The organism is Neisseria sp. HMSC064D07, from assembly GCF_001837185.1.
Classification (GTDB): domain Bacteria; phylum Pseudomonadota; class Gammaproteobacteria; order Burkholderiales; family Neisseriaceae; genus Neisseria; species Neisseria flavescens_C.
Genome location: NZ_KV831677.1, coordinates 140,545 through 153,274 on the forward strand (window position 1 = coordinate 140,545; position 12,730 = coordinate 153,274).

The following is a 12,730-nucleotide window of genomic DNA, read 5'->3' on the forward strand; positions in this document are numbered from 1 at the left end:
TTTACGGGTTTACGGCATCAGGACGAAATAAGCCCACAGCGCAACCAATACGATACAGAGGACGTTCAGCAATAAGCCGACATTCATCATTTCGCGTTGTTTGATTAAGCCCGTACCGAACACAATCGCATTAGGCGGCGTAGCAACCGGCAGCATGAACGCGCAAGATGCGCCAATGCCGATGACGAATACCAAGACTTGTTCGGGCAGCCCCATTTGCGTGGCGATGCTGGCGAAAATAGGCACGAGCAGCGCGGCGGAGGCGGTGTTACTGGTGAACTCGGTCAGGAAGATGATGAAGGTGGCAACCACGAAAATCACCAGCAATGCAGGAGAATGAGAGAAGGTGGAAGCAACCTGTTGACCCAATGCTTCGGACGCGCCGGAAGATTGCAGCAACGCGCTCAAGCTGATACCGCCGCCGAAGAGCATCAATACACCCCAGTCGGTATTGCGCGCGACTTCTTTCCATTGCGCCACGCCGAATACGACGACGGCAACGGCGGCAATCAAGGCGATGACGGTGTCGGGGTTGGAAATACCGAATGCAGCTTTGATTTTGGAGCTGAATACCCAAGCGATGGCGGCGGCCAAGAAAATCAACAGCGCGATAACGCGGTGCAAAGTCCAAGGGATAGATTCGGCTTTAACTTCTACGCGCTCGTTCAAATTAGGTTTGAGGATGACGTACATGGAGAACAGCATCAGCGGCAGAATCAACAGCATCATCGGCAGGCCGAGCTTCATCCAGCCGACGAAGTCCAAGTTCAGCGCTTTGGCGGCAATCATGTTCGGCGGAGAACCGACCACAGTGCCCAAGCCGCCGATACTGGCGCAGTAGGCGATACCGAGCAGGACGAAAACGTAGGTTTTGCGTTCTTTTTCTTGGTCGAGGTGGCTCATCATACCCATTGCCAAAGGCAACATCATGGCGGCAGTCGCGGTATTGCTGATCCACATGGACAGGAAGGCGGTAACGGCAAACAGCATCAACACGGCCACTTTCATATTGCCGCGCGACAGGCGCAACAGGCTGACGGCGATTTTACGGTCGAGGCGCTGCATGTGCAGTGCGGTGGCAAGCGCGAAGCCGCCGAAGAAGATGTAAATCGTCGGATCAGCAAAGCCCGCCATCGCTTTTTTGATGTCCATGTCGGGGAAGCCGAGTACGACGGCGAGAATCGGCACCATCAATGCGGTTACCGTGATGTGGACGGCTTCGGTAAACCAAAGTGCGGCAACGAAAATCAACAGCGCGATGCCTTTGTTGGCGTCGGGGCTGTAAGGCAGGACGCTGTAAATGCCGAAACAGACGACGGCGGAGATGATGGTGGTCAGCAGGCCTTTAAAGTCGGTAATCGGCTTTTGTGCACTGAGCAGCTCGACGTTTTCCGGATGCTGGGTTTTGTCCTTTGCGTGCAGATCCATAGAATGTTCCTCTGAAGTTTGCTGGTTTTTCTTTTACGCTTGTGCCGGCCGTTTTCAGACGGCCTGACAGCGACAGTATATTTGTAATTTAATGTAGTGTAAATAAATTGTAAATTATTTTTTAAAATAAAATAAAAAACGGACAAGCAGCAGGAAGGCCATTTGTCCGTTCGATTAGGAAAGTGATTGGATTTTAAACGTTTTGTGGCGGGTTGCCTTGTGCTTTAACCAGCAGGCTGCACACGGCCAAAGCGGCCGCAGCCAAGAACGCGCCTGCAATACCGATATTGGAAAGGCCGAACCAAGTGGTCACGTAATGCCCCAAAAGCGCACCGCCGCCGATACCGACATTGTACAAACCTGAATAAATCGAGTTGGCCACATCTGTCGCATCGGAAGCAAACGTCAATACTTTCGACACCATGCCCAAACTGACAATGACAATGGCCACGCCCCAAATAAACACCAGCGCGTACACCGCATAAGGGAAAGAGGCAAACGGCAGAAGCAGCAGGGCAGAGAGCAGGATGACCGCTACCGCGCCAAGCATAAACAGGCGTTGCGATTTGGCAAACCATTTGCCAAACAGATAAGAAGCGGCGAAGCCTGCCAAGCCGTACAGGCTCAAGACTATTGTTACTTGTTCGGCTTTAAAGTGGCCGATTTGCAAAACGAAAGGCTCGATATAGCTGTATGCCGTGAAATGTGCCGTAATAATCAACACCGTCATGGCATAAAGCAGCATCAGATTGCGGCGTTTGAACAGACTCGGCAGGCTGCTTAAAGAGCCGGTATTTTGGCTAGGTAAAGCAGGCAGGTTTTTAGCCAACACCAGCATTACGCCGGCAGCACAGACCCCGATCAGCAGGAAGCTGAGCTGCCAGCCGAAGTATTGCCCGACTACGCGTCCGAGCGGAATGCCCAACACCATCGCCAAAACCGTACCCGTACTGAGCAGGCCCAAAGCCTGATTGGTTTTGCCGGCGGGGGCAAGCCGTACCGCCAAAGAAGCCGTAATCGACCAAAAGACCGCATGTGTCAGCGCAATCCCGATACGGCTGACCAAGAGGATGTTGAAGTTCCAAGAAAAAAACGACAGCGCGTGAAACAGCGCAAACAGTGCAAACAGCATCAGCAATAATTTGCGCCGTTCGATGTTTTTCGTCATCAGCATCAGCGGCAGCGATAGGAGCGCAACAATCCACGCATACACCGTAATCATCATGCCCACTTCTGTTGCCGTTTTGCCAAAGCTCTGACCGATATCGCTCAAAAGCGCAATCGGAATGTATTCGGTGGTATTGAAAATAAACGCACCCACCGCCAGCGCGCATACGCTAACCCATTGTTTGAATGTTGAAGTCATTATTATGTCCGTTTGATGAAGCAAAGAGCGTTATTGTACGCCTATCTGCATTTTTCAGACGGCCTTAATGAAGAATTTGCAAGCTGTTTGTGTAAGGAGTAAAGTATTTAGCAACCATATTTGTGTGAATGAAAGGAAATACAAATGCAAACTGTTACCCTCAACATCGACGGCATGACCTGCGGCGGCTGCGTGAAAAGCGTAACCCGTCTTTTGGAAGGCGTAGAAGGCGTGGAAAAAGCAGAAGTCAGCTTGGAAAACAAAAATGCAGTGATTACTTTTGATGAAAGCAAGACAGATACCGACGCGCTGATTGATGCCGTAGAAGACGGCGGCTACGACGTGGCTTTGTAACCAATAAGCGTATTTTGAATAAAGGCCGTCTGAAACGCTTCAGACGGCCTTTGTCTCTTGATAACTTACTTTTTGCCATTATTTGGATTACACCGCCACACGGGTAAACAAAAGTTTTCGCGCATATCTGAAGCAAAGCGGCGGCAAGTGGCTGCCGTATTACGACGAGGCCTGTACCAAATCGTTAGCGGCCGACTAAGGCTACCTGAAACTTTTCAGGTAGCCTGTTTCTATTCTGCCCAAGCCGCCTAACGCTCCTCCAGCCCGGCCAAAATCGCACAATCCGGGCAGTCGTCTCCCGCGCAGGCATCGTGCCAACGTTGCAGCTCGGCCACCATGCCCTGCAAGCGTTCGATTTTGGCTTCCAGCTCGGCGATGTGCCGCGCGGTGAGCGTTTTCACTTCGCGGCTGGTACGCTGCGGGTTGTATTGCAGGCTCAAAAGCTGCCCGATCTGCGGCAGCGAAAAGCCCACTTCCCGCGCATGGCGGATAAAGCGCAGCCGGACAAGGTCGGCCTGTCCGTAGCGGCGGTAGCCCGCTTCGCTGCGCGCGGCCGGGGCGATTAGGCCGTGCTTTTCGTAGTCGCGGATTTGTTTGGCAGAAAGGCTGCTCTCGGCCGCGGCCTGGCTGATGTTCATCATGATGCTTGACCTTTACTTCGGGTAAAGCTTTATAGTGGCGGCACTTAGCGGGAAAGCAAGAGCAGACCCATCATTTCAGGTTACCTGAAAGCTTTGGCTGCAACGGGCTTTAAAACCTCAGCCTCATTCCAACAGAAAGGAAACCCTATGCAAACCATCACATTAAACATCGAAGGCATGACCTGCGGCGGCTGCGTGAAAAGCGTTACCAGCATCCTCGAAGGCGTAAACGGCGTGGACAAGGCCGAAGTGAGCCTGGAAAACAAGAATGCCGTCGTGGAATTCGACCCTGCCCAAACCAACCCTGCCGCGCTGATAGAAGCGGTGGAAGACGGCGGCTTTGATGCGGCTTTGTAAATCGAATCGCAACAAATCGACTGCAACATCCCAAAGGCTACCTGAAAACCCTGCTCCGCTTTTTTCAGGTAGCCCGACCACATTCAGAAGGAAGAAACCATGCAACAAAAAGTCCGTTTTCAAATCGAAGGCATGACCTGTCAGGCCTGCGCTTCGCGTATTGAAAAAGTGTTGAACAAAAAAGATTTTGTCGAATCGGCAGGGGTGAACTTTGCCAGCGAGGAGGCGCAGGTTACGTTTGACGACAGCAAAACCTCCGCAGCCGACATCGCCAAAATTATCGAGAAAACCGGCTACGGCGCGAAGGAAAAAACGGAAGACGCGCTGCCGCAGCCCGAAGAAGCAGCGCATGTAAGCTGGAGGCTGTGGCTTTTGTTGGCCATCAATATTCCGTTCCTTATCGGCATGGCAGGGATGATGATCGGGCGGCACGATTGGATGATTCCGCCTGTATGGCAATTTGTGCTGGCAAGCGTGGTGCAGCTTTGGCTGGCGGTGCCGTTTTACAAAAGCGCGTGGGCAAGCATTAAGGGCGGGTTGGCGAACATGGACGTGCTGGTTACCATCGGCACGGTATCGATTTACCTGTATTCCGTTTATATGCTGTTTTTCAGCCCGCACGCGGCGCACGGCATGGCACACGTGTATTTTGAAGTAGGCGTGATGGTGATCGGTTTTGTGTCGCTGGGCAAATTTTTGGAACACCGCACCAAAAAATCCAGCCTGAACAGCTTGGGCTTGCTGCTCAAACTCACGCCGACCCAAGTCAACGTGCAACGCGATGGCGAATGGAAACAACTGCCCATCGACCAAGTGCAAATCGGCGACCTTATCCGCGCCAACCACGGCGAACGCATTGCTGCCGACGGCATCATCGAGAGCGGCAGCGGTTGGGCGGATGAGAGCCATCTTACCGGCGAATCCAACCCCGAAGAGAAAAAAGCGGGCGGCAAAGTGTTGGCGGGTGCGTTGATGACCGAAGGCAGCGTGGTGTACCGCGCCACACAACTCGGCAGCCAAACCCTGCTTGGCGACATGATGAACGCGCTGTCCGAAGCGCAGGGCAGTAAAGCGCCGATTGCGCGCGTGGCAGACAAGGCGGCGGCGGTGTTTGTGCCTGCCGTCGTGGGCATCGCGCTTCTGACTTTTATCGCCACTTGGCTGGTGAAAGGCGATTGGACGGTTGCTCTGATGCACGCCGTTGCCGTTTTGGTGATTGCCTGTCCGTGCGCGCTCGGTCTGGCAACCCCTGCCGCGATTATGGTAGGCATGGGCAAAGCGGTGAAACACGGTATTTGGTTTAAAGACGCGGTGGCAATGGAAGAAGCCGCCCACGTCGATGCCGTCGTGCTGGACAAAACCGGCACGCTGACCGAAGGCAGGCCGCAGGTTGCCGCTGTTTATTGCGTTCCCGACAGCGGCTTTGATGAAGACGCTTTGTACCGCATCGCCGCCGCCGTTGAACAAAACGCCGCTCATCCGCTTGCCCGCGCTATCGTTTCTGCCGCCCAAGCGCGCAGTTTGGACATTCCCGCCGCACAAAACGCGCAAACCGTTGTCGGCGCAGGCATTACCGCCGAAGTAGAAGGCGTGGGCTTGGTGAAAGCGGGCAAACTTGATTTTGCCGAATTAAGGCTACCTGAAAACCTTTCAGACGACGTCTGGCGTATCGCAAGCATCGTCGCCGTTTCCGCCAACGGCAAACCCATCGGCGCATTTGCACTCGCCGACGCATTGAAAGCCGACACCGCCAAAGCCATAGGCCGTCTGAAAAAACACGGCATCGACGTTTACATCATGAGCGGCGACAACCAAGGCACGGTCGAATACGTCGCCAAACAACTGGGCATCGCACACGCCTTCGGTAACATGAGTCCGCGCGACAAAGCTGCCGAAGTGCAGAAACTCAAAGCCGCCGGCAAAACCGTGGCGATGGTCGGCGACGGCATCAACGACGCGCCCGCACTCGCCGCCGCCAACGTCAGCTTCGCCATGAAAGGCGGCGCGGACGTTGCCGAACACACCGCGTCCGCCACGCTGATGCAGCATTCGGTCAACCAGCTCGCCGATGCCCTGCTGGTGTCGCAGGCGACTTTGAAGAACATCAAGCAAAACCTGTTTTTCGCTTTCTTCTACAACATTTTAGGCATCCCACTCGCCGCACTCGGCTTCTTAAATCCCGTCATTGCAGGCGCGGCAATGGCGGCAAGCTCGGTTTCGGTATTGGGTAATGCCTTGCGCCTGAAACGGGTAAATATTGAGTGATAATATAAAGGCCGTCTGAAGATTGTTTTTTCAGACGGCCTTTAATCCATATTTTCTGATTTTGAGATCCAAGCGGGAGTATTTCGTATGGACATGATGTTGTTTACCAATATTGTATTGATTGTTTTATGTATTTTTACCATGTTGCTGGTGTGGTCGCGCAACTGGAAACGCAAGCAGGCGTATTTTGAGAAAATCAAAAGCAATCCGGAAAACCTCAAGTGGGTTGGGCAAAATCTGACCGGTCAGGAATGGAAGGATTTGAAAGCCGTGAGCGACCGTTTTGGGCTGCCCATGTTGCAGGCCAAGCAATTAATTGATTTTTATAAAAACAGTCAGCGTTAATTTATGATTTAACGATAGAACTTGACTGAAGTTAAGGCCGTCTGAAATAGCACTCTTATAATAATATAAGTGATATTTCAGACGGCCTTGCTGTTTGTTCAAATAAAGGGAGGAGAACAAAAATGACCGTTTACTTAATCGGCGATTCCGTTCGGCTTGCTTCGGAGCCTTACACGCGCGCCGCTTTGCCTGAGGTGGATATTGTTTCTCCATTGGAAAACTGCCGTTCGTCGCATGATGTGTTAGAGCATATCGGGCAATGGACAGAGGGCGCGACTGTGGGAGACATTATCCACATCAACTGCGGTTTGCACGACATCCGCCACAATCAAGGCTGTAATGAGCCGGTGGCCGATATAGAAACCTACCGCAGTAACCTGATTCAAATTTTTGATTATCTGAAACAGACTGGGGCAAAAATTATTTGGGCAAGCAGTACGCCGTTTTTGGAAAGCGTACACAATATCGTCAAACCCTCGCGCCGCTATCTGGCTGATTTGAAGGCCTATAACCGTGTGGCGGAGGATTTGGCAAGGCAATATGGTTTTACCGTCAACGATTTATACAGTCTGATGTTTGAGCAGGACTTGACTGATGTGATGCTGTGTGACGGGCTTCATTTCAATGAGTTCGGCAGTAAGATGATAGGCGAGGCAGTAGCCGAAGCGATATTGAAACAGATGGATTAACCTGACTTAACTCGTTTTGTCATGTTTTGGCTTTCAGACGGCCTTTAAAGTTGAAGCGAAGTCCCTGATATAGGGTGATGTAGCACTCATCCTATCAATATTTAATCCAGGAGTATGACCATGAGCGGCGAATTAGATAAAATCAGCGGTAAAGTAAAAGAAGTGGCTGGAGATGTATCCAGCAATGCTAAACTTGAAGCTGAGGGCTTGGTTCAACAAGGCGTTGGCAAAGTAAAAGAAGTGGTCGGCGACATTGAAGAAAAAGCAGGCGATGTTTTGCAAAAAGGCAAAGAAGAAGCCGAACATTTGATTGATGAAGCCAAAGAAAAAGCCGAAGGCTTGATTAATGATATTAAAAGCAAATTTTAATATTTAAAGAACAAAAGGCCGTCTGAAAGATTTTTCAGACGGCCTTTGTTTATGGTTTTAAAGTTTAGGCAAACTGTTTGCCAAATTCGATAAATTCGTCTTTTTTGGCTTTGGCTTTACCGGAATCGATGGCTTCTTGAGCGGCTTTGACACCGTCTGCCAGCGAAGCGACCACGTTTCCTGCGTAGAGCGCGGCGGCGGCATTGAGGACGACGATATCGCGTGCGGCACCGGCTTTGCCGTCCAGTACTTCGTTCATTTTTTGCAGGGATTCTTGCGCATTTTCGACTTTGATTTCGTCCAAATTGCGGCGGACCTCCATGCCGAAATCGGCTGGGCTGATGTCGTATTCGGTAATTTTTCCGTCTTTCAGTTCGGCAACGCGGGTTTTGCCGGTCAGCGTGATTTCATCCAAACCGCCTTCGCCGCACACGACCAAAACATGTTTGGAACCAAGCTGTTGCAATACGCGGGAAAGAATGCCGCATAAGTCGATGTGGAACACGCCCAAGAGTTGGTTTGCCGCGCCGGCAGGATTGGTCAGCGGACCCAAAATATTGAAGATGCTGCGGAAGCCGAGCGAACGACGGACAGGGGCAACATAGCGCATGGCGCTGTGGTGGTTGGGTGCGAACATAAAGCCGATACCGGTTTGCTGGATGCTTTGGGCAACCTGTTCGGGGTTGAGGTTGAGGTTGGCGCCCATTTGTTCCATGACATCGGCGGCGCCGCTGGATGAAGAAACGGAGCGGCCGCCGTGTTTAGCGACCTTCGCGCCTGCCGCCGCTGCGACAAACATGGAAGTCGTGGAAATATTGAAGGTTTTGGCACCGTCGCCGCCTGTGCCGACAATATCGACCAAGTCATCGGCGTTTTCAAGCGGCACTTTGGTGGCAAATTCGCGCATTACGCTGGCTGCGGCGGTAATCTCGGAAACGGTTTCAACTTTAATCCGCAGGCCGGTTAGAATGGCGGCGATTTGCTCGGGCGGAACTTGGCCGCTCATGATTTGGCGCATGAGGTCGGTCATTTCATCGTAGAAAAGTTCGTTGTTGCTGATGAGGCGTTCAATCGCTTGTTGAGGGGTAATCATGATTTTTCCTTTGTTCGTGTCCGATGTGATTCAGGCCGTCTGAAAATGCAGTTTGAACACTGTCAAACTCCTTTCAGACGGCCTTTCATTAAGATTTTTGCGGGCGATAGTCTTTGAATTCTTCCAAGAAGTTTTTCAGCATATCGTAGCCGTGTTCGGTCAGCAGGGCTTCGGGGTGGAACTGTACGCCTTCGACGGCATATTCCTTATGGCGTACGCCCATGATTTCGCCGTCTTCCGTCCATGCGGTAATTTCGAGGCAGTCAGGCAGGGTGGCGCGGTCGATGGCCAGGCTGTGGTAGCGCGTGCAGTTGACCGGATTGGGCAGGTCTTTAAACATGCCTGTGCCGTGATGGAAAACGGGGGAGACTTTGCCGTGCATCATTGTTTGCGCGCGCACGACATTGCCGCCGAATGCTTCGCCCATGGTTTGATGGCCGAGACACACGCCCATGATGGGCAGCCTGCCGGCAAAGTGCTGCATGGCCGCAACAGAAATGCCTGCTTCTTTCGGGGAGCAAGGGCCCGGGCCGATGACCAGATATTGCGGTTTCAGGGTCTCGATTTCTTCGATGGTGATTTCATCGTTGCAACGTACCAAAACTTCCTGCCCCAATTCGGCAAAGTATTGGACGATGTTGTAGGTGAAGCTGTCGTAGTTATCAATGAATAAAAGCATTTGCAAACCTTTAATGACATTTTGGCAGACAGGATAAGGCCCGTCAAAAGTGTAAAAATCGTTTATGTTTGCATAATATCACAATCTTTACCTAAAGGCCGTCTGAAACGGCGGATAAGACAAAACAGCTAAAAAATGCTATGCTTTACGCTTTGAACCTAATCTGTTTGAAGTGATGAAAAAGTATCTTATCCCGACTGCCGCCGTTGTTGTCGCCGCTGCGCTCGGCACGCCTTATTATCTTGGTGTCAAAGCGGAAGAAAGCCTGACCGAGCAACAAAAGCTGTTGCAGGAATCCGGTTTCCTGACCGTTGAATCCCACCAATACGATCGCGGCTGGTTCAGTTCAACCGAGACGACCGTCATCCGCCTCAAGCCGACCCTGCTTCAAAATACGCAAAAATACCTGCCGGACAATTTGAAAACCGTCCTGCAAGAGCCGATTACGGTCATCAACCACGTAACACACGGCCCGTTTGCCGGCGGCTTCGGCACGCGTGCACACGTGGAAACCGAGTTCCAATACTATCCGGAAACCAAAAAAGTTTTAGACCGCTTCTTCGGCCAGCAAACGCCGGTGACCATGACCAATACGGTTTACCTTTCCGGCGACGGCAAACTCAGCCTCAATATCCCCGCCTTCGACTATGAAGAGCTTTCCGGTATCAAGCTCAACTGGAAAGGCTTTGGCGGCAATACCGATTACAGCCAAGGCTTCAAAAGCTATCGCCACGATTATCTTGCGCCGTCTTTACAAGTCAAATTGGCCGACAAAGGCGATGTGTCTTTGGAAAACCTGCGCTTCCAATCCGAAACGGAAGACGGCCTGACCAAACTTGCTTTGGGCAAGAGCAGCATTACGCTGGATAAATTCCTGCTGCAATGGAAAGAAAATATCGATTACAACGTTAAGTTGAACGAATTGGTCAACCTTGTGACCAACCTGCAAATCGGTGCGTTTATCAATCCGACCGGCACGATTGCTCCGTCTAAAATCGAAGTCAGCAAACTGCGTTTCGATACCCAGACCAGCGAAGTCGATAAATTCATCAACAGTGAAGGCCGCTTCCAATTTGAAAGCCTGACTTATGGCGAAGACAAATACGGCCCTCTGGACATCAATGTCGCTGCTGAGCATTTGGATGCGGCATCACTTTTGGCATTGAAAAACAAAATTGCCGAAGTGTCCGTGAAGAAAATGAGCGAAGAAGAAATTCAGGCTTCCTTGATTCAGACGGCCAAAAACGAGGCTTCGGGCCTGTTTACCAATAATCCGGTTTTGAACGTCAAAACCTTCAAATTCACCATGCCTCATGGCGATGTCGATGTCAGCGGCAAACTCGCGTTTAAAGGTTTGGCGACCAAAGACCTCAACAATTTGGGCGATATGTTGAAGAAAACCGAAGCCGACTTCAATATGAGCGTACCGCAAAAATTGTTGGAGCAGCTCGCCGTCAACCAAGCCAGCAGCCTGTTTAGCGTTAATGCCGAAGATGAAGCCGCAGGCCGTGCCAGCATCGACGATATTAACGAGACCTTGCGCCTGATGGTGGACAGCACCATTAAAAGCATGGCAAGTGAGAAATATCTGACCTTAGAAAACGATAATGTCAAAACCCATCTGACTCTGCAAAATAGCGAGTTGAAATTAAACGGAAAAGTCCTTCAAAGCAACCCGGAACCCGAGTTTGACGAATCAGACTTTCCCAATAACTAATCCTCAATAACACAAACAGCGGTTTTAACTTCCCAGAAGTTAAAACCGCAAATCAACCCACAATCAAAAAGGAAACCCATGTTCCGTACCATGCTCGGCGGCAAAATCCACCGTGCCACCGTTACCGAAGCCGACCTCAACTACGTCGGCAGTATTACCGTTGACCAAGATCTGCTGGATGCGGCAGGTATTTGCGTGAACGAAAAAGTCGCCATCGTCAACAATAACAACGGCGAACGTCTTGAAACCTACACCATTCCCGGCGAACGCGGCAGCGGCGTCGTTTGCCTCAATGGCGCGGCCGCGCGTTTGGTTCAAAAAGGAGACATCGTGATTATCATGTCTTACGTCATGTTGTCCGAACCCGAAATTGCAGCGCATGAGCCGAAAGTCGTCCTCGTCGATGAGAACAATAAAATCCGCGACGTGATTTCTTATGAGCCGCCGCACACCGTGTTGTAATATTCAAACAAAGGCCGTCTGAAACGTTTCAGACGGCCTGTTTCCCAAATTCAACTTATCTGAAAGGCTTTGCCGTGAATATCCAAATCAACAACATCACCGTCAGCAACGATGCGCCCTTTACCCTTTTCGGCGGCATCAATGTCCTTGAAGACCTCGACTCTACGCTGAAGGCCTGTGAGCAATACGTTAAAGTAACCGATAAGCTCGGCATCCCTTACGTTTTCAAAGCCTCTTTCGACAAGGCAAACCGCTCTTCCATCCACTCTTTCCGCGGTGTGGGTCTGGACGAAGGCATGAAGATTTTTCAAGCGGTGAAACGCGAGTTTAACGTTCTCGTAATTACTGACGTTCACGAGCCTTACCAATGCCAGCCGGTTGCCGAAGTCTGCGATGTCATCCAGCTGCCTGCCTTCTTGGCACGTCAAACCGATTTGGTGGTGGCAATGGCGAAAACCGGCAATGTCATCAACATCAAAAAGCCGCAATTTCTCAGCCCGTCTCAAATGAAAAACATCGTCGAGAAATTCCAAGAAGCAGGCAACGAGCAAATCATTTTGTGCGAACGCGGCGCAAACTTCGGCTACGACAATTTGGTGGTCGATATTCTCGGCTTTGGTGTGATGAAAAAAACGTGTAACAACCTGCCCGTTATTTTTGACGTAACCCATTCCCTGCAAACGCGCGAATCCGGTGCAACCGCATCAGGTGGCCGTCGCGCCCAAGTATTGGACTTGGCGCTTGCCGGTATGGCAACCCGATTGGCCGGTTTGTTCCTTGAATCTCATGCCAATCCCGACCAAGCCAAATGCGATGGCCCAAGCGCATTGCCGCTTGCCCAATTGGAAGATTTCCTGACCCGTGTTAAAGCAATCGATGAAACCGTGAAATCGTTTGTGCCTATGGATATTCGTTAAGGGCAAATAAGTTAAAAGGCCGTCTGAAAGTATTTTCAGACGGCCTTT

The 12,730-nt window shown here is 51.2% G+C and carries 14 protein-coding genes; 9 read left to right on the forward strand and 5 right to left on the reverse strand.

All coding sequences use genetic code 11. From position 1 onward, the window contains the following. Positions 1-9: 9 nt before the first annotated feature. Together HMPREF2608_RS04865 and HMPREF2608_RS04870 are read right to left on the reverse strand one after the other, a co-directional pair. A complete protein-coding gene (locus tag HMPREF2608_RS04865; protein WP_070826171.1) occupies positions 10-1,428 on the reverse strand; it encodes an SLC13 family permease in 1,419 nt (472 codons plus the stop codon). Between the two features lie 193 nt (positions 1,429-1,621). Next, the gene (locus HMPREF2608_RS04870; RefSeq protein WP_070826172.1) at positions 1,622-2,794 is read right to left on the reverse strand and encodes a sugar transporter; all 1,173 of its coding nucleotides are present in this window, start codon (positions 2,792-2,794) and stop codon (positions 1,622-1,624) included. 144 nt (positions 2,795-2,938) lie between these two features. Here HMPREF2608_RS04870 and HMPREF2608_RS04875 point away from each other — a divergent pair, with 144 nt between their 5' ends. Beyond that, positions 2,939-3,148 (forward strand): heavy-metal-associated domain-containing protein, encoded by a 210-nt coding sequence (locus HMPREF2608_RS04875; RefSeq protein ID WP_004519826.1) that lies wholly within the window; start codon positions 2,939-2,941, stop codon positions 3,146-3,148. 248 nt (positions 3,149-3,396) lie between these two features. Here HMPREF2608_RS04875 and cueR read toward each other — a convergent pair whose 3' ends face one another. Next, positions 3,397-3,789 (reverse strand): Cu(I)-responsive transcriptional regulator, encoded by a 393-nt coding sequence (gene cueR / locus HMPREF2608_RS04880; protein ID WP_070826173.1) that lies wholly within the window; start codon positions 3,787-3,789, stop codon positions 3,397-3,399. 147 nt (positions 3,790-3,936) lie between these two features. Between cueR and HMPREF2608_RS04885 the strand changes: the two genes are divergently transcribed. The 5 genes from HMPREF2608_RS04885 (at position 3,937) to HMPREF2608_RS04905 (ending at position 7,814) form a co-directional block, all read left to right on the forward strand. After that, positions 3,937-4,146, forward strand: a complete 210-nt coding sequence (locus tag HMPREF2608_RS04885; protein ID WP_003674677.1) for a heavy-metal-associated domain-containing protein — start codon at positions 3,937-3,939, stop codon at positions 4,144-4,146. A 99-nt stretch (positions 4,147-4,245) separates the two neighbouring features. Beyond that, entirely contained in the window at positions 4,246-6,411 is a 2,166-nt protein-coding gene (locus HMPREF2608_RS04890; RefSeq protein WP_070826174.1) for a heavy metal translocating P-type ATPase, read from the forward strand. Positions 6,412-6,498: 87 nt separating this feature from the next. Next, a complete protein-coding gene (locus tag HMPREF2608_RS04895) occupies positions 6,499-6,756 on the forward strand; it encodes a hypothetical protein (RefSeq protein WP_004519821.1) in 258 nt (85 codons plus the stop codon). Positions 6,757-6,878: 122 nt separating this feature from the next. Beyond that, positions 6,879-7,445, forward strand: coding sequence for an SGNH/GDSL hydrolase family protein (locus HMPREF2608_RS04900; protein ID WP_070826175.1), 567 nt, complete (start codon positions 6,879-6,881; stop codon positions 7,443-7,445). Positions 7,446-7,565: 120 nt separating this feature from the next. Continuing rightward, positions 7,566-7,814, forward strand: a complete 249-nt coding sequence (locus HMPREF2608_RS04905) for a CsbD family protein (RefSeq protein ID WP_070826176.1) — start codon at positions 7,566-7,568, stop codon at positions 7,812-7,814. A gap of 64 nt (positions 7,815-7,878) precedes the next feature. Here the strand turns inward: HMPREF2608_RS04905 and trpD are convergent, their stop codons facing one another. Beyond that, complete coding sequence (trpD, locus tag HMPREF2608_RS04910) at positions 7,879-8,907, reverse strand: anthranilate phosphoribosyltransferase (protein ID WP_049351345.1); 1,029 nt, start codon at positions 8,905-8,907, stop codon at positions 7,879-7,881. An 88-nt stretch (positions 8,908-8,995) separates the two neighbouring features. Further along, entirely contained in the window at positions 8,996-9,586 is a 591-nt protein-coding gene (locus HMPREF2608_RS04915; protein WP_070826177.1) for an aminodeoxychorismate/anthranilate synthase component II, read from the reverse strand. A gap of 175 nt (positions 9,587-9,761) precedes the next feature. Here HMPREF2608_RS04915 and HMPREF2608_RS04920 point away from each other — a divergent pair, with 175 nt between their 5' ends. The 3 genes from HMPREF2608_RS04920 (at position 9,762) to kdsA (ending at position 12,682) form a co-directional block, all read left to right on the forward strand. Next, positions 9,762-11,303 carry a YdgA family protein gene (locus HMPREF2608_RS04920; RefSeq protein ID WP_070826178.1) on the forward strand — a complete coding sequence of 514 codons (1,542 nt, stop codon included), beginning with the start codon at positions 9,762-9,764 and terminating at the stop codon, positions 11,301-11,303. Positions 11,304-11,381: 78 nt separating this feature from the next. Continuing rightward, entirely contained in the window at positions 11,382-11,765 is a 384-nt protein-coding gene (gene panD, locus HMPREF2608_RS04925; protein WP_003678944.1) for an aspartate 1-decarboxylase, read from the forward strand. Positions 11,766-11,839: 74 nt separating this feature from the next. Then, positions 11,840-12,682, forward strand: coding sequence for a 3-deoxy-8-phosphooctulonate synthase (kdsA, locus tag HMPREF2608_RS04930; RefSeq protein ID WP_070826179.1), 843 nt, complete (start codon positions 11,840-11,842; stop codon positions 12,680-12,682). Positions 12,683-12,730 lie beyond the last annotated feature (48 nt).